The sequence below is a fragment of the Arcicella sp. GW458-12-2-14-TSB2 genome (genome assembly GCF_059423785.1).
The window spans coordinates 46367-67740 of record NZ_JBWKYN010000006.1; the positions used below are offsets into that span (position 1 = coordinate 46367).

General features: G+C 36.0%; 20 protein-coding genes. 2 read left to right on the forward strand and 18 right to left on the reverse strand.

What is annotated here, in order from left to right; all coding sequences use genetic code 11:
- Nucleotides 1–9: 9 nt before the first annotated feature.
- The 6 genes from AC07XN_RS01600 to AC07XN_RS01625 all read right to left on the reverse strand — a co-directional run bounded on the left by AC07XN_RS01600 (nt 10) and on the right by AC07XN_RS01625 (nt 6721).
- The gene (locus tag AC07XN_RS01600; RefSeq protein ID WP_494741801.1) at nt 10–456 is read right to left on the reverse strand and encodes a c-type cytochrome; all 447 of its coding nucleotides are present in this window, start codon (nt 454–456) and stop codon (nt 10–12) included.
- Between the two features lie 23 nt (nt 457–479).
- Entirely contained in the window at nt 480–1139 is a 660-nt protein-coding gene (locus AC07XN_RS01605) for an SCO family protein (protein WP_309914914.1), read from the reverse strand.
- A gap of 21 nt (nt 1140–1160) precedes the next feature.
- Complete coding sequence (locus AC07XN_RS01610) at nt 1161–1553, reverse strand: hypothetical protein (RefSeq protein ID WP_309914911.1); 393 nt, start codon at nt 1551–1553, stop codon at nt 1161–1163.
- An 82-nt stretch (nt 1554–1635) separates the two neighbouring features.
- Entirely contained in the window at nt 1636–3300 is a 1665-nt protein-coding gene (gene recN, locus AC07XN_RS01615; protein ID WP_494741802.1) for a DNA repair protein RecN, read from the reverse strand.
- 72 nt (nt 3301–3372) lie between these two features.
- The gene (locus AC07XN_RS01620; RefSeq protein WP_494741803.1) at nt 3373–4179 is read right to left on the reverse strand and encodes a crotonase/enoyl-CoA hydratase family protein; all 807 of its coding nucleotides are present in this window, start codon (nt 4177–4179) and stop codon (nt 3373–3375) included.
- 115 nt (nt 4180–4294) lie between these two features.
- A complete protein-coding gene (locus tag AC07XN_RS01625; protein WP_494741804.1) occupies nt 4295–6721 on the reverse strand; it encodes a TonB-dependent receptor domain-containing protein in 2427 nt (808 codons plus the stop codon).
- 189 nt (nt 6722–6910) lie between these two features.
- Between AC07XN_RS01625 and AC07XN_RS01630 the strand changes: the two genes are divergently transcribed.
- Entirely contained in the window at nt 6911–7780 is an 870-nt protein-coding gene (locus AC07XN_RS01630) for an AraC family transcriptional regulator (RefSeq protein WP_309914901.1), read from the forward strand.
- 50 nt (nt 7781–7830) lie between these two features.
- On the opposite strand, the gene AC07XN_RS01635 is transcribed toward AC07XN_RS01630, so the two are convergent.
- Nucleotides 7831–8799: a DUF8428 domain-containing protein gene (locus AC07XN_RS01635; RefSeq protein ID WP_309914899.1), complete on the reverse strand. Its 969-nt coding sequence runs from the start codon at nt 8797–8799 to the stop codon at nt 7831–7833.
- 126 nt (nt 8800–8925) lie between these two features.
- Here AC07XN_RS01635 and AC07XN_RS01640 point away from each other — a divergent pair, with 126 nt between their 5' ends.
- Entirely contained in the window at nt 8926–9594 is a 669-nt protein-coding gene (locus tag AC07XN_RS01640; RefSeq protein ID WP_309914897.1) for a YggS family pyridoxal phosphate-dependent enzyme, read from the forward strand.
- Nucleotides 9595–9638: 44 nt separating this feature from the next.
- Here AC07XN_RS01640 and AC07XN_RS01645 read toward each other — a convergent pair whose 3' ends face one another.
- The 11 genes from AC07XN_RS01645 to guaB form a co-directional block, all read right to left on the reverse strand.
- A complete protein-coding gene (locus AC07XN_RS01645; RefSeq protein ID WP_309914895.1) occupies nt 9639–10250 on the reverse strand; it encodes a DUF4230 domain-containing protein in 612 nt (203 codons plus the stop codon).
- A gap of 80 nt (nt 10251–10330) precedes the next feature.
- A complete protein-coding gene (gene hemA, locus AC07XN_RS01650) occupies nt 10331–11617 on the reverse strand; it encodes a glutamyl-tRNA reductase (protein WP_494741805.1) in 1287 nt (428 codons plus the stop codon).
- Nucleotides 11618–12129: 512 nt separating this feature from the next.
- On the reverse strand, nt 12130–12960 hold the full coding sequence (locus AC07XN_RS01655; RefSeq protein WP_309914889.1) for a group I truncated hemoglobin: 831 nt from the start codon (nt 12958–12960) through the stop codon (nt 12130–12132).
- 189 nt (nt 12961–13149) lie between these two features.
- Entirely contained in the window at nt 13150–13575 is a 426-nt protein-coding gene (locus AC07XN_RS01660) for a heavy-metal-associated domain-containing protein (protein ID WP_494741806.1), read from the reverse strand.
- A 197-nt stretch (nt 13576–13772) separates the two neighbouring features.
- Nucleotides 13773–14504 (reverse strand): hypothetical protein, encoded by a 732-nt coding sequence (locus AC07XN_RS01665; protein WP_494741807.1) that lies wholly within the window; start codon nt 14502–14504, stop codon nt 13773–13775.
- A 79-nt stretch (nt 14505–14583) separates the two neighbouring features.
- The gene (murG, locus tag AC07XN_RS01670) at nt 14584–15678 is read right to left on the reverse strand and encodes an undecaprenyldiphospho-muramoylpentapeptide beta-N-acetylglucosaminyltransferase (RefSeq protein ID WP_494741808.1); all 1095 of its coding nucleotides are present in this window, start codon (nt 15676–15678) and stop codon (nt 14584–14586) included.
- Between the two features lie 110 nt (nt 15679–15788).
- Complete coding sequence (locus AC07XN_RS01675) at nt 15789–16934, reverse strand: FtsW/RodA/SpoVE family cell cycle protein (protein ID WP_309914879.1); 1146 nt, start codon at nt 16932–16934, stop codon at nt 15789–15791.
- A 32-nt stretch (nt 16935–16966) separates the two neighbouring features.
- Nucleotides 16967–18310, reverse strand: a complete 1344-nt coding sequence (gene murD, locus AC07XN_RS01680) for a UDP-N-acetylmuramoyl-L-alanine--D-glutamate ligase (RefSeq protein ID WP_494741809.1) — start codon at nt 18308–18310, stop codon at nt 16967–16969.
- A 138-nt stretch (nt 18311–18448) separates the two neighbouring features.
- Nucleotides 18449–18763: a large conductance mechanosensitive channel protein MscL gene (gene mscL, locus AC07XN_RS01685; protein ID WP_309914873.1), complete on the reverse strand. Its 315-nt coding sequence runs from the start codon at nt 18761–18763 to the stop codon at nt 18449–18451.
- Between the two features lie 60 nt (nt 18764–18823).
- Entirely contained in the window at nt 18824–19780 is a 957-nt protein-coding gene (locus tag AC07XN_RS01690) for a DUF3078 domain-containing protein (RefSeq protein WP_494741810.1), read from the reverse strand.
- Nucleotides 19781–19840: 60 nt separating this feature from the next.
- On the reverse strand, nt 19841–21310 hold the full coding sequence (gene guaB / locus AC07XN_RS01695; RefSeq protein WP_309914867.1) for an IMP dehydrogenase: 1470 nt from the start codon (nt 21308–21310) through the stop codon (nt 19841–19843).
- Between the last annotated feature and the right edge of the window lie 64 nt (nt 21311–21374).

Below are 21374 nucleotides of genomic sequence, written 5' to 3' on the forward strand. Positions count from 1 at the left end.
CTCTTTTGTTTATTCTACCTTATTTTTACAGGTCTTTAATATCTTCTCTACATCTTTTACATTAGTTATCGTTTTTTCGCCACCCCATTCATTATAAATAAACGTTGCTATTTCGGCTACATCTAGTGCTTGTAATTGCGTATTAGCAGGCATTGGTTGATGATAAGTTTTGCCATTTACTACAATGGTATCCATTAAACCATTTCGCATCGAACACAGTACTAATTCTTTATTCTTGGTCAAAAAGTCAGAACCTGCAATCGGCGGATACAATCCTGCCAAGCCTTCTCCTTTTTCTTGGTGACAATTCGCACAGTGCATTTTATACAAAGCCTGTCCATCAACAAAATACTGTTTTCGTTTAATCTCCACTTTGCTATCACAAGCAGTCATGGCAAACAAGGTAATTAAGCACAAAGCAAAACCTAATTTATGGGTAATATATCGGGTTGACATCAAAATGTGTTTCAATAATGTAATTATTTATTTGAACTTGTTTCTTTTAAAAGTATCTCCATATCCTCCATCAAATTATCTACTTTTGCAGCGACAGTTCCATCATAAAGGCCACGAATATGGCGATTTTTATCTACTAAAATGAAGGCTCCGCTATGTACTACGCCACCGGGCTGTGTAGGGTCATCGGCGGCTGATACCATATAGCTTTTTTGTCCGATTTCGTATATCTTAGCTTTATCGCCCGTAACCATTTGCCAACTATTGCCTTTGATGCCTAAATTACTTCTAAACTCTTTTAAAACAGCAGGGGTATCATGACGTGGGTCAATAGAATGCGACAATAATACTACGTTAGGATTATCCTTATACTTTTCATAAATCCTTAACATCTGCGTTTTCATTTTTGGGCAAATGGTAGGGCAAGTCGTAAAAAAGAAATCTGCTATATAAATTTTGCCTGCAACAAACTCTTGTGTAATTTTCACAGAGTCTTGATTGATAAATTCAAAATCTGGAATGGTATGATAAAGCGTATCAACTACTTCTTTACCACCATCAACCACTTTTTTAATAGGTTCCTTATTACCTAAATAAGGTAATTCTTTAGGCGCTTTACTACAACTCGCTAAAGCCACAATTAAAAAGATTACTGACAAAGACTGAACAACATTTACCTTCATAATAATTTGCAAGCACGAGTGCTATTTTTTCAAAAAAGCTTTTGCTTCTTCTATACTAGCATTAGTTAACTCTTTTACTTTTATAATTTTGTTTTTCTCTTCCTCGTAATATTTTACTACCACTTCCTCCGATTTACCTTTTACTTCTTCTGGATTATATTTCTCCATCCAATTCATCATCTGTACATCCGCAGAATCCAAGGCTACATACAGGTCTTTTGCTTTTAGGGAATCAGGTGATACTTTAGCGACAGAATCTAGCTGTCCTTTTAAAGTCATAATTTCATCCATTTTGGGCATTACTTCATCATGAACAGCCATTACTTCATCAATCATCTTTTTTTGTTTGTCTTCTGACTTCGAGCAGGCAAAAACAAACGGTAGCATTAAAATTGGCAACAGTATTTTCTTCATATTGATGGTTTTCAGTTTAGTATGAAATGCGATATTTTTATAACAAACTTTTAAGTCTTAACGTTTAGTTGTGTCAATATTTTTAGCTGACAAGGTGTTTACCTAGTATTTCACGAGCATTTTCAACAATTGCTCTGGATGGATTTTCGCCTCCAATCATTTGGGCTATTTCCATTACTCGCTCCTCGCTAGTCAATTTTCTAATTCTTGAAACGGTTCTGTCTGAAGAATTATCTTTATACACAAAATAGTGTGCTGACCCTTGTGCTGCAATTTGGTGAAGATGGGTAATGGCTATTAATTGGTGATTTCGGCTCATTTCCCGCATCATATTCCCCACTTTTATCGATACCTCACCAGATATTCCTGTATCAATTTCATCAAAAATAATCGTTGGTAATGCTCGTTTATTAGCCAATATATATTTTATCGCCAACATCAAACGGCTAAATTCCCCACCAGAGGCTACATTTTTGATAGGTTGTGGCTTAACGCCTTTATTGGCTGAGAATAATAGATTAATCACATTAATCCCCATTGGCGAAGGCTTGATGATTTCATTTTCTATTTTCAAGCTAGCATTAGGCATTCCTAGGTCTTTCAACAAATCAGCTATTTGTTTTTCGATGATAGGCAAAGCCGAAAGTCTTGATGCTGACAAAGCCTCAGCACTTTTTAATACTTGTTTTTCCGTTTTCTCTACCTCGCCTTTTGCCGTTTCAAGGGCTTCGTCGATATTCAGTACCTTATTTACTTTTTGCTCTAACTCTTTCTGAATAATCAACAATTCAACATCTGTTTTTACTTGATGCTTTTGTAAAAGGTTGTAGATAATATCAAGGCGTTGCTGAATAGTAGCAATTTTTTCGTTGTCTAATTCTACCTCTTCTGCCTCATTTTCTACTTCTACTGCTATGTCCTTTAGCTCAATCAAGCAACTTTGCAGACGTTGCTTTAATTGTAAATATTGTTCCCCAAAAGCACTGATGCTATTCAAATTCGCTAACGTTGAAGTCAACAATGGAATGATTGATTGTTCAGTTGCATTAAGGTATTCGGCTGATAATAGTAATTTTGACTTTACCTCCTCCGCATTCTCTAGCTTATTTAACTCTTGTTCTAATACTTCTAATTCGCCAGCTTTTAGTTTTATTTTTTGCAATTCATCTAACAGGAATGCATTATAGTCAAACTCTTTTTTACTTTCTTTCGCTTCTACCTTGAGCTGGTCATATACTCTTTGTGCCTTATAAAAAGCCTGATAATCCTTTTTGTAGGTATCTAGCAATTCATGATTTTGTGCAAAAGTATCTACAATTTCTAGCTGATAGTCGTTGGCACCCAATAGTAAATTATCATGTTGTGAATGCACATCCATCAATTGGGTGGCTACTCTGCGAAGTGTCTCCAAATTTACAGGCGTATCATTGACAAAAGCGCGAGTTTTGCCTTGTGGGGAAATCTCACGGCGAATCACGCAATGTTCATCATAATCCAACTCTTCTTCTTCAAAAATATTCTTGATAATATAGCCAGAAACATCAAATTCGCCCTCGATGATACATTTTTCGTTAGGATTAAAAAGTGTACGAGTATCAGCACGATTGCCCAATAACAATCCTATGGCACCCAACATAATAGACTTTCCCGCACCTGTTTCGCCTGTAACAATGTTCAAGGCAACATCAGGGGTTAGTACGAGATGCTCAATTAAAGCATAGTTTTTTATTTGTAACTTCGTTAGCATAAGTTGTTGGCATAAAAGCCTTGTCTGTCAATTCTTCACAAATATACTAAGGTATATGGAGTACATTATTATTCAATTTTCAAATTTCGTCGCTCTTTTTGTCATTTTAGCCTCAAAAGCTTCTTGTAAATCGGCTGAAAGTAACATTCCTGCATTCCAAGTAGCCATATAATTTAGTCCATCGGCTACTGAATGGTCACGCGTATGTAATAAAATATGCTTAGTTCCTCTGATAGCAACAGGAGATTTCTGTGCTATCGTTTCTGCCAATTTCATTACTTCCCCCAACATCGTTTCTTTATCACTAAAGGTGCGGTTTACTATCCCAATTTCTTTAGCCTCTTTGCCGTCTACATTTCTACCTGTGTATGCCATTTCTCGTACTAAGCCATCACTAATGAGTTTGGGCAATCTTTGCAAAGTACCTAAATCTGCTACCATCCCCATGTCAATTTCTTTAATACTGAAATATGCATCATCTGTACAATAGCGCATATCGCACGCACAAATCAAATCTACTCCTCCGCCAATACAACCTCCGTGAATAGCTGCTAAGACAGGTTTTGAGCAATTTTCAATGGCATTGATAGGTGCTTGTAGGCTTAAAATATCTTTACGTATTTTTTCTCTTCGCCGACTATCACAAGGTATTTGTGTTTGCGTAACTGACATTAGCAAGCTCAAATCAATTCCTGCACAAAAATGCTTGCTTGTACCTCCTTCCAAGACAATCACCCTTACTTCTGGGTTTTCGTCGAGTTCAGTAAATACATTCAAAATTTCATTCCACGCCGTTTGATTGAGTGCATTGGCTTTATCTGGACGATTGATAACAAGATGAGCAATATGATGCTGGATGGTTAATTGAAGAGTTTCCATAGCTTTGAGTATAAAAAAATTCACAGAGAAAAAACTGAAAATCAGCAATTTCTCTGTGAATGTTGAAGTTAGAAGATATAGATTGGGAACGCAAGATTAAAGCAAAATATTTCGATTAATTTCTGCCTCTAGACCCACCCCCATCATTACCATTATCGCTTGGGCGCTGATTGACTTTTACATTGGTATTACCAAAATTATACGTAAAATTGATTCTTAGTCTACGGTTATCCCAACGGTACTCCCCTGCAGAAGTCAACTCGGTCGTGCGGGCTACATTTTTATAACGGTTCAAGTCAGCAGGGTCTTGGATAGAAATCTTCAAGGTACCTTTTTTATCCCACAGGAATTTCTTGATACCTAAATCGAAAGCACCTTGAGCTTTGCTGGTTTCAAAACCCCATGTTTCACCTGAATTGATATAACCTGAAATCTCAGCAGAGAGGGTTTTATTAAGCGTAAATGTTTGTTGAAGATAAAGCCCGCTATAAAACTGGTTGACATCTACTACAGCCTTTTCTCTTTGATAATTATACACATTAATACCACTCCAAATGTTGATATTAACATTCCACCATTTGGTCAAATTAAATGGTAAAGATGTACTGAAACTCCACCATGATATTTTCCCATTTACGTTTTCAACAGATTCGCGGATATACCTGCGTCCTGTAATAAAAGTAGTGTCGAGGTCGTAAACATCTGAAAAAAACTGGTCTATCTTTACATAATCAAAACTAAAGCTAAAAGCATCTTTAATAGTGTGTGTCAAAGAAACTTTGTTTTGGATAGATGGTAACAAATTTGGATTACCTCTTGAATATTGTTGTGGCGAAAAGAAACGATTGAATGTATTATAATTGTTAGCATCTGGTCTGTTGATTCTTCTAGAAAACCCAAAAGAAATGGCATAGTCTTTCGTTACTTTTTTATTTAATGAAAGAGTAGGAAACAGGTTAAAATAATTTTGTGCTGAAAGCCCTACCCCATCTCTATCTTTTCCTGAATTATCAGTTTGTTCTCCTCTTAAACCTAGTTGTAAGTTCAGGGTTTTACTTAGTTCAGCGTTTAGCATAAAATACCCTGCATAGATATTTTGTCTAAAACGGAAATAAGAGTTTACTAATGTGCCATTGTCTCTAAAATTGTCGTTAAAGTCTTTTTCATTATCCGAAAAACTTGTTTTAAGCCCAGTCTCTAGCTTTACTTTTTTAGTAAGGTTTTTAACAAAATCTGCTTTAAAAACATAAGTCAATGCGTTATCAGGAGCAATAATTTGGTTTTTCACCAAATCTGTTTGACTTTCAAATACCGTAGATGTTTGAAAGCGATCATTGGATTTTGTCCTGTTTACAATTATATCAAAATCAACATTCAGCACTGTTCCTGATGTATCAAAATTTTGTTTCCAATGGGTATTAATCAAGAAGTTTTTATTAGTATAATCTCTGTTACGAATCATTTCTATCAACTGAGTTACATTCTCTTGCTTATTAACTTGGTTGGTCGTTCTGTCTAGGGGGTTATCAGAAATAGCTCCTTGTAACGATACGCCAAGGCTTGTACTCTTGCTAAAGTCATAATCAAAGGCAAATTTAGATGACCACGATTCGCCACTTCCTAAAGATTTACCAACGTTTTTACGTGTTTCAACAACTTGGTCTCCTTTAAATAATTCTTGGTATTCATTGGCGGCATTTAGCCAAGTCATATAATTTCGGCTAAGATTGGCATAAACAGTGTATTTTCCTTTTTTAGCATTCATCGTAATTCCCTGACTGTTTTTAGGGAAACTACCATATTCTTTATAATTACTATAGCCAACACCCATATCAATGATGTAATTAGTCCCAAAATTCTTTCCTTTTTTGGTTTTGATGTTGATAATGGCCGTAGTACCTGAAGCATCGTAACGGGCTGATGGGTTTGTGATTACTTCTATTTTATCGATGTCGTCACTTTTTAATGTTTTCAAGAAATTGGCCAATTGCTCTTCGCTTAGATAGGTTTTTCTATCATCAATCATCACCATGACCCCCGCTTTTCCATTTACTTTAATCGTCTCCGCATTTCTATCTACCGTAACGCCTGGCACTTTTTCCATCAGCTCTAAACCGTTCAAACCAGAAGTAACAGGGCTAGCATCCACATTCATAATCATTTTATCGCCCGTTCGTTCTATTAATTGTTTCTTAACAGTTACTTCTACTTCTGCAAGGTTTTTAGACTCTAACGCCAGTTGAATACTTCCAACATTCAGATTAGCACGTACATCAATTTTTTGATAATATTTTTTGTATCCGATTGCCGTAATGGATAACAAATAGGAATTATGAGGGATTTGTGAAACGGTAAAATTGCCATCGACGTCTGCCACAGCTCCCTTTAGCATCGTAGAATCTTTTTCGTTCAAAATTAATATATTGGCAAAAGAAGCAGCTTGCTTTTTTTCGTCAACTACTATTCCTGAGATAGTTGACTGTCCGAAGGTCTGAATGGTAATAAGTAGGAATAATACAAATAACGTAGGTTTAAAGATCATAGCGTTTAGTGTTTTGATGATTTTTTTAAGAAGATGCAAAGTTTATGCAGAATGTTGCATTCAAAAAGTTAAAAACTCTTAACAAAGATTGAACCTCAGGACAGGACATTGCAAAAAATGCGTCATAGTGATGCAATTTTTCTGCCTAAATACTATTGAAATACCAAAAGAAATGTATAAATTTTTGCTATGATTAGAGTCCCTTCCCTTATACATGCTGGTGAATTTCAGTCCTTGAAAATTCAGGATATGACCTTCGTTGCTTATCGCGATCAAGACCCACCGCTAAAAAACGAAGTGTTTTTTGAAGAACACGCCATGATTTTTGTACTAGATGGCGAAAAGCGTTTTACTTTACCTAGCCAAACTATCCTTGTCCGCAAAGGCAGTGTTGTTTTTATTCCGAGGGGGTATTATCTGATGCAAGAAACGATTGACGCAAGCTATAGGAGCTTAGTGTTTTTCTTTAATGAAAAACTTCTGAAGGAATTTGTTAGTCAACACTTAGACCTCTTTGAAGAATATCAGCGTAGCCAAACTTTGCAAGGAATGTGGAACAACACTAATGAACTATTGGTCTTAGAAATCACAGAGAGTTTGGATAAATTTACGGAATCCATCTTTCCTTACTTTCATCATGAAACCCAGTATTTGAATCATTTCTTACGGCTAAAACTTCAAGAGTTGCTTTTGCACATCCTAGAAATAGACCATTCCAAACAGTTTAAATCTATTCTATTCAGCTTGTATAAAGGGGAAAAGCCTGATTTGGCGTTTTTGATGAATTCATATTATCTAAAACCGCTGTCGTTAGAGGAACTATCAAGGCTTTCAGGAAGAAGTTTATCTGCTTTTAAAAGAGATTTTCAACAAGAGTTCAATACGACTCCTGCTTTGTGGATAAAAAATAAACGACTAGAATACGCTTGTTTGCAGATTGAAAAAACAGAGAAGAATGTGTCGGAAATCAGTATGGAAATAGGCTACGAAAGTGTGTCTCACTTTATCAAAGCTTTCAAAGAGAAATATGGTTATACGCCTTCGGCTTTGAAGAAATGATATTATATACCAAAATTAAAGGGATTCACCGTAGGAAATCCCTTTATTCATTACTTTACTTCAAAGAAGCCATCCCCTATTTTATAGCCTTCAGCGTATAGTTCTATGATGTGTCTGCCTTCTTTATAGGCTTGTCCACGGCTATATACAAACTCAACAGATTGGTGACTATTATCGTAAACAATTTTCTGTTTAGCAGTATAGGTAACCTCTTTATTCTTATAAGTAAAGCTCCCCGAACCAGTGCTCATATCAGCAATTGACTGTCCTTGTGGGTCGATAATTCTTAAAAAGATTACTTTTGCTTCACGATTTGTCAAAGGATTTTCTTGCAAATAAAAGGTGATTCTTACTTTATCAACCTTTTTTGATTTATATACACCCCCGTCGCTTTCTTTTCCTTTGGTAGAAATCGCATACACATTAATGCTTTCAGCATGCAAAGCAGATGCTTGCGAAACCTTCTCGGATAACTCTCTATTCCTTTCTGATAATTCTTTTTGGCGAAGCGTATAATTGATGGCAGAATCGTTCAGCGCTTTTTGGGCATAAGTAACGTCTTGAAGTAATGCCTGAGCCTCTTTGCTGAGCGAATCGTTCATGGCTGCTAAAATACCATTCTCTTTCCTTAGGTTGATTAGCTCATTATCTTTTTCGCCGAGTAAAGTAAGATACTTCTTGATTTTAGACTCATACCTTTTCATCGAAAATCCTTCTGATTTTTGTAAGGCTATTTTGTCTTTTTGCAATTGTTCTTTAGCACGAACTAGCTCGCTTACGTCACCTCCTAACCGTTTAATCTCAATTATTTTGGTATTTAATTGGTTTTCAATAGAGTCTAATTTAGTAGTGGCGACTAATAAGTCCTTTGCGTGTAAAATACCTAGTTCTTCATTTCTTTTATTAAACTGTCGTTCTCTGAAATATAAAAACCCTAGTGCTGTTACTAAAATAATCAATACAGCAACGGCGATTTTAAGTTTCTGTTCACTTTGTCTATTTGGATTATACTCCTCCATTGGCTAGTATTTGATAATTTATGGTTGTATTAACTTTAAACGTTATAAGTTTGGTTTAATTTTGTAAAACTAAGTGTTTACCCCCGATAACACAAAAATACAAGTATTTACCAAAATTTTTGAAGAATGAGCATTGCAAAAAATTTAGATAATATCAAGTTTCAGTTACAAGGCACATCTGCCCGTTTGATAGCTGTTACTAAAACCAAACCTATTGCTGATTTGGAAGAAGCCTATCAAGCTGGCTGTAAAATCTTTGGTGAGAACAAAGTCCAAGAAATGGTTGAAAAATGGGAAATACTGCCTAAAGATATTGAATGGCATCTGATTGGTCATTTACAAAGCAATAAAGTAAAGTATATGGCTTCCTTTGTAACAATGATACATTCTGTTGATTCTTTAAAACTACTTCAGGAAATTAATAAACAAGCTACTAAAAATAATAGAATAATTGACTGTTTATTGCAAATTTATATTGCTGAGGAGGAAACAAAATTTGGATTATCACAAGATGAAGCCAAAGAACTCTTAAATTCCGATGAATTCCACAGCATGAACAACATCAGAATTGTGGGTGTAATGGGCATGGCTACCAACACCGATGACGAAAATCAAATCAGGTTAGAATTCAGAAGTTTAAAGACTTTTTTTGACGAACTAAAACAACAAACTCCTGAAACAGAGAACTTTCAGTTAAAAGAAATTTCTATGGGAATGTCAGGTGATTTTCTGATTGCGGCGGAAGAAGGAGCTACTTTAGTAAGAGTAGGCTCTGCTATTTTCGGGCATAGATAATAATTTCATGTGGATTAGTTGTTGACGACTAATCCACTATTTTTTTAACCCAATTCTCTTTTTTTATCTTTCATCGAATATTTCAAAATCACCTTTTTTTTCGATACTGTTTCCAAAAATGGTTTTAAAATCTGTTCTGCCGATTTTTTTGTTTGGTCTAAAATCCCCATTTCTCTGGCTGATTGTGCTACTTGTACCTCTGCTTTTTTAAAAGCATCATCTACTAGCTTTGCTTCGTCCATAAAAGCATATTCAGTATTATAAACCCTTGACTTGGAATGGTCGATTTTATAATTACAAATCTCTGGTTCTGGCAGATGAACTACTAGCACACTATCCTCTTCGGTAATATCAGCTACTCTAATCTTAGTTAAATCCAAACACCCTGTGGCCTCGCCCGTTACAATTAGTAATACTTTGGCATCTGGTAAAAAATTCTTTTTAATACGACTTTCAACCACATCTCTAAAGTTATATTTTACCAACTCCAATTTACCCATCGAGGTTATTTTTTGTAGCAATACGCTATGCGATACCTCGGGCTCAGTATCACCAAAAGGATTCTTTAAACTTTTAAATTTCTCCCAAGCCCATATCGCTAATAATATCAGCAATACAAAAGGAAGAATACGAACAAATCTGCGAATTATAAGCATAGTGTTGAAATGTATATTTACCTAAAAACAAAAAACCTGCGAAATAATTCGCAGGTTCTCAAAGTATTATATCTCTCCTATTAGTGACTGTGACTATAAGTTGAAGTATCTGATTGTTTTTCCAAATCAAATAATTCATTGATGACATCTACTAATTGGTCTGCGTCTCCACGTTTACAAGCTGCCTTTAATTGAAGTACAGGTAGCTTCATGATTTTCTGAACAATTCCCATCGTGATTTTCTCGATTTTCTCAGACTCTTCTGGTGAAAGATTCTTTAAATGGCGAGCCATCTCTTCTTTACGAATTTGCTCTAAAGCATTTTTCAATTTATTAATCGTTGGCGAAACGACCATTTCTTTCGACCAATCATCAAATCCTACGATGGCTTCTGCAATAATACGTTGTACGTGAGGAATTGATGCTAAACGACTTTTCAATGCCTCATCAGCACGTACACGAAGGCTATCGATGTTATATACTAATGCTCCTGGAATATCCTCTACGTTGTCTTCTACACTTCTAGGAACTGATAAATCTATAAAATATTTAAACGTAAGGATACCTATTTTTTCAATCAATTCTTTGGTAACGATTGGTTTATCAATCATTACAGAAGAAATAATTACATCGGCTCTTTTAATTTCTCTTTCTAACGTTGCAAAATCAGCAATTCTGAAATTACGACCAGCCGCAATTTTTTCTGCTTTTGCAAGCGTACGATTCATTACCGTAATCTCTGCAAATTCTTGGTCCGCCATGTTTTTACAAACATCAATACCTATTTCGCCTAACCCTAAAATTAATACTTTGGGATTATTGATATTCCTAGTTACTTCTTCTGTTAAAGCTACTGCAGCATACGATGTTGAAGCTGCCCCGTCGCGGAAAGATGTTTCTTGTGCAACACGTTTGTTTGCAAAAAAGATAGTGTGCATCAAACGGTGAAGGAATGGGCCAGCCATATTCAAATCAGCAGCGATTTGATAAGATTGTTTAACTTGGTTAGGTATTTGTAAATCACCAACTACTTTTGAATGCAAACCTGTTGCTACTTCAAAAAGGTGCTGAACAGCCTCTGATTGTGTATTTAGTTGATGGAAATAATCAAAATATAAAGCAGTATCAGTAATCCCTTTTTCGATTAATAACACTTTGATTAATGCCGCCGTGATGTTCTGTTCTGATACGTAGTATACTTCTGTACGGTTGCAAGTAGAAACAACAAGGCTTTCTTGAATGCCAAATAAATCTCTGATTTTAAGTGAGAAATTTTTAATTTCCTCCTCAGTAAGAGCTACTTGTTCTCGCACCGCTAAAGGGGCAGACTTATATGATAAACTTAATGCTTTGAAAATATTTTCCATGACTCCTTACAATTCCGATTCGCTTCAATGAGGTTTAATTACCTCTGTTGGTCGCTATATAATTAAACAATTTGTAATGCTGTGTGCCATATTTTCACAAATTGAATAATTGTGTAAAATTACAACACGAATGATTATGATTGGTTCTAATAACGGCTAATTATTTATACTTATCAATAATTTAGAATACTTATAAATAACAAGCCCGTTCTTTGGCTTCATTTATAAAAAAAATACAATTTTTAAGCCTTTTAAATTCTGCCCGAAAGGTAGGTTTGTTTTAAATATTCGAAACTGATTTTTGTCAACTTTATTGTTAATATTCATTAGCAATTTACTCTTCCATATAAACCTGAAACAAAATTACAGAATGATTTTCAATAGTAAAAATTGATAATTTATATATAATAATAGTTTTTAACTATAAAACACTTTAAAAAAAGGGCAAAGGGATTATTAAGATGGAATACTATATTCTATGCTAGAAAACCCTTTACCCTTTAGCCGTAAAATTATTGTCCTACAATGTCGCCTCTTAAACTCGCTAAAACTGTCAATAACTGAATTTTAGTCCTCGACTCTACTTTAAATTTCACCAAAGATGCCGTCAGGTCTTCTACTAATGCATTAAAATGAGCATCTGTTAGATTCATGCCTTTGTGGGCTGTCTTCATATCTTTGCCTGTGTATTTTTCTGGTCCACCAGAAGCTTGTCCAACCTGATTGACTAGGTTCATCTTCAAACGATTCAAACGAGCTGGGTCAGCTGCTGCCGCAGCAAAAAATGAATTAATACGAGCATCTGCAGCTACTTTTCCGATAAAATCATCGATAACTAGCGTAATTGCGGCATTTCCTCCTAAACGTGTATAAACACTCGTAGAACCCTCAACAATATCTCCTTTAAGGGCTGCTAAAGCAGTTAACAACTCTGTTTTTTCAGTAGAAGGCACTTTGAATTTATCCAATGATAAAGATAAATCTTCTACCAAAGCATTAAAGTGTACCTCCTCTATTCCCATCCCTTTGTGAGCTGTTTTCATGTCAAGTCCTGTGTATTTTTCCATCCCACCCGTAGCCATTCCAACTTGATTAATCAGGTTATTGCGTAATCTAGTCAAACGTGCAGGGTCAGCCGCTGCATCTGCAAAAAAAGCATTAATCCTAGCATCAGCAGCTACATTGGCAATAAACTGGTCGATAACAGCCGATATAGCTGCGTTTCCACCTAGGCGTTCATACAGAGATTTTGGAGCTACTACTTCTTCATCTTTTTTGCAAGATGTAAACACAAGTATCCCTGCCATGAGGAAAGCCCCCCATAGTTGCATTGTTTTTTTCATGTTATTAAAATTTTACCGATGATTGCAAAAGTAGTGCACGCTCGAGATGCCTAACTTTTACGATTAGTTTTAGAAATATACGAGCAAAAAGAGCATTGAGTAATTAAAACAACTAGTGAGTAATAATAATTAACGTAACTATAGACGAAGTATATCGGTTAAAATGGGATGGGTAATGGAATAAATGCATTATCTAAAGCATAACGCTTTCTTGGCATTTAAAAAAAAATCAATGTATTCGGTCGGTACGGGGCATTGTGGCCCTTTAAAAGCCGTAAAATCTACTTTCATTGGACTGAAGCCCTCAGAAGTAATCGCTTTATTGAGCGCTTCTTCTGAGGTTTCATCTCCGTGGAAAGTAACACTAACTGTTCTTCCCATACGATTTACTGTGGCAGCAGTAATACCTGTGTTAGTGGATAGTTTATTGGCGATATTTAAACTATCATGTTCAGACAATTCACGATTGAGGTTAAAAACAGCTAGAGAAATTGGTTTTAGATTGAGGCGGTCTGATAATGGGGGCTCTTCCCAATTTGCATACACAACGAAACCTACAAAAAGGCTTAAAATGATTATGCCCGTTATTCTAAATATTTTTGTTAACTTTTGCATGGCGGCATTTATTTATTTAAAAATCATTATCGTTTTAATCATTCACTTTTTTCACGCTTTCAAACATATCTACGCAATACATTAAAGCTTGGATTGCATAGAGCATTATTTTTTTATCTAAACTAAAAAAGGGATAATGTCTGATTAGACATTATCCCTTTTTTAATGTTTAAAGCTTAAATGATTAGCTTCAATGATTAATAGCCTTTTTCCCATATTTCATGTGTTCTTTCACCTTTTGACGTTTGTCCAGCATGAATCCAGTCTTTGCCATTTAATACACAATCATATTCAAATGAAGTACCTACTACTTTGATATTGTTAGACGAAAAATTGATTTTTTCAGTATACATCTCTTTGTTTTTGCTAAAAACACCTCCAAAAGTGCCAAAAAATTGATGGGTATCAATATTGAAACTCGCCCACTGAAAGTATTGACCTGATAATATTTTTATTGTTTTAAAAGGTCCTTTAAATACGGTTTGCATTTTAAAGTCTTTATCTTCCTTCGCACGTAATCGCCACAGAGCATTTGAAAGAGGCGTTGGATTAGCTTTTTCTTCAATACGAGACCAAGTACCTGCTAAAGGGCCTTGAGCAACTGTCAACTTCTTGTTGTCAATAGAAAATATATTCGCTACTGTTAAACCAACCAACGTAGAATCTTCTGTGTTGAAGTCTCTTTTGTAAGACAAAATCGTTTTAGCATCAGCTTTCAATATTTCAAAGCTCCCTCCGCCACTACTGACAAGTTTTTTGTCGCTTACTTTATACACAGCAAACATCAAATAATTTTCAGTGCAAATCAGCGTCGTTGTATGGCCACTCTTATTTATTTGTTGCCATACACCAGCAATCGACTGGGCGTTCAAAAAATTGTTGATACATAAGCAAAAGCCTAAAATGAACAATAATATTTTTCTATTCATTGAAATGTTCAGGATATGAATTACGATTAAGTAATGAACGAAGGTTGAATGGACTTTCGCATAAAACATTCATCGGCTTTTACTTTTTAATTAACTTTAATACTTCTCCTGCTATTTCTTTGGCGGCCTCTGGTTTGGCTAGCAGATGAATATTCTTACTCAAAATAGCTTGATTTTCTACATCTTGAAGCAAATCTATGGTTGCTTTCACAAGGGTTTCTCGGGCGGTGATGTCTTTCACTAAAATAGCGGCATCATTGTTTACCAAGCTCATGGCGTTCATCGTCTGATGGTCTTCAGCGGCTGTAGGCAAAGGCACTAGGATAGCTGGTTTAGCCGCTAAACATAATTCAGAAACCGACAAAGCCCCTGCTCTAGAAACTACTACATCGGCTACAGCATAGGCTAAATCCATTTCATAGATAAAGTCAGACACATATACTTGTCCTTTGAAAACACTAGCGGTGGTTTTGGCTCTTTCTATATAAAGTTTGCCAGTTTGCCACACAACCTGATAGCCTGCACCCACCAAGTTGGTCAAGCCTGCATCAATCGCTTCGTTAATTGTCCTTGCTCCTTGACTTCCACCTATCACCAATACTGTTTTTTTATCAGCATCTAGTCCAAAGTGTTTTAGTGCTTCGTCTCGTTTAGAACTTACCTCCAAAATATCTTTTCTAACAGGGTTACCCGTCATTTTTATCTTTTCAGCTGCAAAAAAGGCATCCATTTTTGGATAGGCTACACAAATTTTTCGGGCTTTTTTAGCCAAAAATTTATTAGTAACACCTGCATAAGAATTTTGTTCTTGAATCAGGTAAGGTATCCCCATCATAGAGGCTGCCAATAGCAAAGGCCCAGAGGCATATCCGCCTACACCAACCGCTACATCAGGTTTAAAATCTTTGATGATGTCTCGTGCTTCGCTTAAGCTGGCTATTAATTTCCGTGGAAAACTAAGGTTAGCCAATACATTAGAACGGTTGATGCCTGCAATAGGTAAACCAATAATGGGATAACCTGCTTTAGGGACTTTTTCCATTTCCATTTTTCCTTCTGCTCCTACGAACAAAACTTCAATGTCAGGATTTATTTCTTTTAATGCATTAGCAATAGCAATGGCTGGATATATGTGTCCGCCTGTTCCTCCACCAGAGATGATGACTTTTGTCATTTGAATGTTTATTAATGATGTGCTTAAAAAGTTATGGTTGGGTAATCCCTTTTTAGGCAACTGTATGCTAAAATATAAGTTGCTGACTAAACATAAATAGTTTAGTTACCCTATAAAATTGGATTTTTCACTTTGTCTCTACTCACTGCAATAATAATGCCTACCATTGCCCCAGTGAATAACAACGAGCTACCCCCCATACTTAATAAAGGTAGGTTTTGTCCTGTTACTGGCCCAAGTCCTGTAGCAACGCCCATGTGTACCATGGCCTGAATGACTAAACTAAAGGTTAGTCCCGCTGAAAGCAATCCACCGAAGGCTCGTCCAGAGCTATCGACAGCTTTCATGCCTCTGTACAAAAACCAGAGGTAAAGTCCCAACACAACGACTCCACCAATCATGCCCCATTCTTCAATAATAATGGCATAAATAAAATCTGATTCAGATTCTGTCAAAAAATATCGTTGCTGACTTTTTCCCGGCCCTTTTCCTACTATTCCTCCGTTAGCAATCGCATAGAAACTCCGCTCTATTTGGTAGTCGGTAGTCTGTGAAGCATCCTTACGTTTACTACCATTCCAATTGCTGGCAAAGTTAATCACACGATTTCGAGCCGTTTCAATACGACTCCCCGTTCCTGTCATGACCAGCAAAGTAGCGGTAATAAAAATACCTACTAAGGCCATGAGCAAATATTGACTGGGAACTCGCCCAAAAAACATCAATAAGAAACAAGTAGTAAATAAAAGTAAAGACGTAGAAACGTTAGTAAGTGCAATGGCCGAGCATACCAAAATGATTTTGATAATCATTGGTAAAATTTCTTTGAAAGTATAATTAACGTGCTGTCGCTTGGCTAGCATGGCTGCCAAGTTGGTGATTAAAGACAATTTGGCTAAATCGGAGGGCATGAAAGTTAATCCTCCTACGTGAATCCAACGATTGGCATGGTTGATTCCTTGTTCAAATTTATAAGCATAAATCAATAGCACAAAAGACAGAATTACGCCTGCATTGGAATACATCGCAAAACGATGGTAGTCTAATCGATGAAAAAACCACATAGACCCCAGCCCCAATGATACCAGAATAATATGCTTGATAATATGATAAAAAATACCTCCGCCATTAACCATCACCGCTAACTTTCCCGAAGCACTTGCTACTACAATGATACTTATCATTGATAAGGTAGCCACAATCGTCCATATTTGATGATCACCTTTTAGGTTATCCTTTAACCAATTTGTCACCATTTGTCACTAATATTTTTGAATGAAATTTCTCTTTAAGCAATTGTCAGCGCTGCTACAGCTTCTTTGAATTGACGACCGCGGTCTTCATAATTTTTAAATAAATCAAAACTCGCACAAGCTGGCGAAAGCAACACTACGTCTCCCTGACTAGCAAGTTCTTGTCCTAAATCTACGGCTTTTATTAGGCTATCCACCGAAAAAATCAAGGGTACTTTTTTTCCGAAGAAATCTAATAGTTTCTGGTTATCCGTACCCATACAGATTAAAGCCTTTACTTTTTGTTCTACCAACGCTTCAATCTGCCTGTAATCATTTCCTTTATCAACCCCACCCATAATCAACACGATTGGCTCGTTGAAACTTCCTAAGGCATAAAAAACAGAATCTACATTGGTTGCTTTTGAATCGTTCACGAATTTTACGCCTCCTATTTCGCCACAAGGTTCTAGGCGATGTTCAACGCTTTTAAAACTCTTCAGGCCTTCTGTTATTTTATCGTTTGCTATACCCAATACCTTGGCTACTAATATAGCAGACATCGCATTAATCGCATTATGTGAACCCTTGATAGGTAAGTCTGCCTGAGGAAATGAAAAATGATTACCTTGATAAGTAACTTCTAGGTTTTCATCCAGAAAATAACCTCCTTCAGCTACTTCTTCTTGTAATGAAACTGGTAGATAATTTATCGGAAATGTCTTTTTAGTCAGTTCATTGGCCAGTGCTTCGCTTTCTTGATAAAAAATAAAATTATCCGTTGGCGTCATATTTTGTAATACCCTAAACTTAGAATCAATATAGTTCTGAAATTCGTAGTTATATCTATCCAAATGATCGGGCGTGATATTCAACAAAATAGCAATATCAGCCTTAAACTCGAAGCAATTATCTAACTGGAAGCTACTAAGTTCCAACACAAAATAATCAAGCTTATCTTCAATTACTTGCTTGGCAAAACTTTCGCCTATATTTCCAGCTAAGCCAACATTCAAGCCCGCATTTTTCAGTAAATGATAGGTCAAGAGTGTAGTAGTAGTTTTCCCATTGCTCCCTGTAATAGCGATAATTTTTGCTTTGGTATAACGAGAGGCTAATTCTATTTCAGAAATAATAGGGATTATGAGTGATTTTAACTTCTGAATTAATGCTACTTTGTCTGGAATACCAGGGCTTTTTACTACTTCATCAGCATCCAGAATTTTGCTTTCAGTGTGTTCTCCTTCTTCAAAAGGAATTTCGTTCTGATTCAATATCTCTTTGTACTTATCTGATAAAATACCTTTATCCGACAAGAAAACCTCAAAGCCTTTTGCTTTTGCCAATAATGCTGCCCCAACGCCACTTTCTCCTCCGCCCAAGATTGCGATTTTTTTCATATTACAGCCTTTTATTAATCTCTAAAAATTCAATTTGCAAAGTAACCAAAATCTCTGCCCTCTTCTACTATTTCCATCGGAAAAATAAAAGCCCAAAGTTATTACACTTTGGGCTTCATTGAATGATATTGAATTATTTTATGCTTTTTCTTCTGTCGTTTTATCAGTCAATCCAGCTTTATTGGCAACTTTTACAATCATAAAAATCACAAAAGCAATAATCAAAAACTGCACAACAACTTGAATAAAACTTCCATACTTTACCTCGGCTTTGCCTACCATGACTGATAGTTTTGCAAAATCTTCTCCTCCCATTGCTATTCCAATTAATGGCATTAGGATATCATCTACTAATGAAGTAACAATTTTACCGAAAGCACCTCCGATAATTACTCCTATTGCCAAATCAAGAACATTTCCTTGGGCAATAAATTTTCTAAATTCTTTTAGCATTGTCTGAGTGTTTTTTGAAAACTATGAAATGAGTTAACAATGCTAATATGGTGAAAATTCTTAAAATGTATACAAAAAACCAAGCCCTAAATTTCTTGCCTGTTGGATTTTCGTACTCAAATCGTCGTCATACAATACAATTAAATCAAAAGTAGCACTAAAATATTTATTAATTTTTGCTGCTATTTTCGCATCTATTCTGTTATCAATATGCGCCAAAGAGTTGGCATTAATAAAAACCTGATGACGTAATTTTAGATTGATATTTTTAGCAATGTCTTTATCAAAATTCGAGACAATTTGGATAAGGGCAAAATCATTTCTAAATTTCGAACCTACATGAACACCATAAGCTACTTGCAAAGCACCCGTTACAGGGTCTCTTTCTCTTACACCGTCATCAGTAACGATTGTTTGACGGATAGCACCAGGAGAAAATACCATTCCAAAATATGGCTTGGGCTTCCATTCAAACCCTATCGATTCAGTAATATACGCAGGTGATAAAAAATTAGAGATTTTTATATCATTCGCTGCTACATCTCCATATTTATAACCCGAAGTAAACTGCGACTGAAAGTTAAACACACCTACCAAAGCCCAGTGTGTGGATAATTTATGACCAACCTTAGAATCAAAGAACAAACGGTCGATGCTCTTTCTAAAACCATTTCCATTATCAAGTAAGCCGTATTGCATTTGCAAATCGTTTACCCAAGTAGTTTTATCTCTGGCGTATTCTCTTTTTGTATTGAAAAAAACCGTAAAACCTGTGGCATTTTGTCCTCCGGGGCTCCAATTACTAAAACCTGCATTACTGAAATTAGCACCATATTGTGTTTTCTTCTTCCAGTACGAAGTATCTTTTTTTATTTCTTTAGGCTTTATTTCCTGAGGTTTTACTTCTTGAGGCTTTGATTCCTGAGGTTTAGTTTCTTGGTTTTTTTTATCCTGTGAAAAAGTATTCAATGAATAAAGTAGGCTTACAATAATGAATAGCAAATGTTGTTTCTTCATATAATATAATTTTTAGTCCGTTATTAATTTTTACAAATAACGGACTAAAATAATTTATTCTTATTTGGCACTGTAGTTAGGTGCCTCTTTTGAAATAGTAATATCGTGTGGATGGCTCTCTCTTGAACCTGCTGCTGTTATCTTTACAAACTTTGCTTTTTGCATCGCTTCTATGTTGCCAGCACCACAATAGCCCATTCCAGCCTTCAATCCTCCTACCATCTGATAAATGATTTCAGAAACTGCTCCTTTGAATGGTACTCTGCCTACAATACCTTCTGGCACCAATTTCTTGATGTCGTCTTCTGCATCTTGGAAATAACGGTCTTTAGAACCATCCTCCATCGCTTCAACAGAACCCATACCACGGTAAGTTTTATATTTACGTCCTTCAAAAAGTACTATTTCGCCCGGTGCTTCATCTGTACCTGCTAACATCGAACCAATCATCACAGTACTTGCTCCACCAGCAATAGCCTTTACAATGTCACCTGAAAAACGAATACCGCCATCTGCAATAATAGGTACGTTTAAGTCGGCAACAGCCAAGGCTGCTTCATAAACTGCGGTTAATTGTGGCATCCCAACGCCAGCAATAATACGCGTTGTACAAATACTACCTGGGCCTACTCCTACTTTAATAGCATCTGCACCAGCTAACGCTAACGCTCTTGCACCGTCGCCAGTAGCAACGTTACCTACAATAACATCTAAATTAGGGAAAGTCGCTTTTACTGATTTCAACGCATCAATTACTCCTTTAGAATGTCCGTGGGCAGTATCAATACTTACTACATCTACGCCAACTTTTACCAAAGCAGCTACTCTTTCTAATAAATCTGCTGTTACGCCTACAGCAGCACCTACTCTTAAACGACCTAAAGAATCTTTTGAAGCATTTGGGTGACTTTTTCTCTTCAAAATATCTTTGTACGTAATCAATCCAATCAATGTTTGGTTGGCATCAACGATTGGTAATTTTTCAATTTTATATTCTTGTAAAATGCTTTCAGCATCTTCTAATGAAATCCCCTCTTTGGCAGTAATAAGATTTACTTTGGTCATTATTTCTGTAACCAATTTTGTCAAATCTTTTTGGAAACGTAAGTCTCTGTTAGTAAGGATACCAATCAGTTTTCCACCATCGTTAACTACTGGAATACCACCTATTTTAAAATCACGCATGATACGATGTGCATCACCTAAGGTTTGTCCTTCAGTAAGCGTAATCGGATCTATAATCATTCCAGATTCCGAACGTTTTACTTTTCTTACTTGGGCAGCCTGTTGGGCAATAGTCATATTTTTATGAATGATTCCGATACCACCTTCTTGTGCCATAGCAATGGCTAAATCAGCTTCGGTAACAGTATCCATCGCAGCGGAAACAATTGGGGTATTTAAAACAATGTTACGAGTAAGTTTTGATTGCGTACTTGTATCTCGTGGAAGAACTTCTGAATAAGCAGGAAGAAGAAGCACGTCGTCATATGTGAGGGCTTCGAAAAGGAACTTGGATGTATCTAACATGGCAAATATCGTTGATATTGTTATTTGCAAGACAAAATTACTATCTTTTTTGTACTTTTAAAAG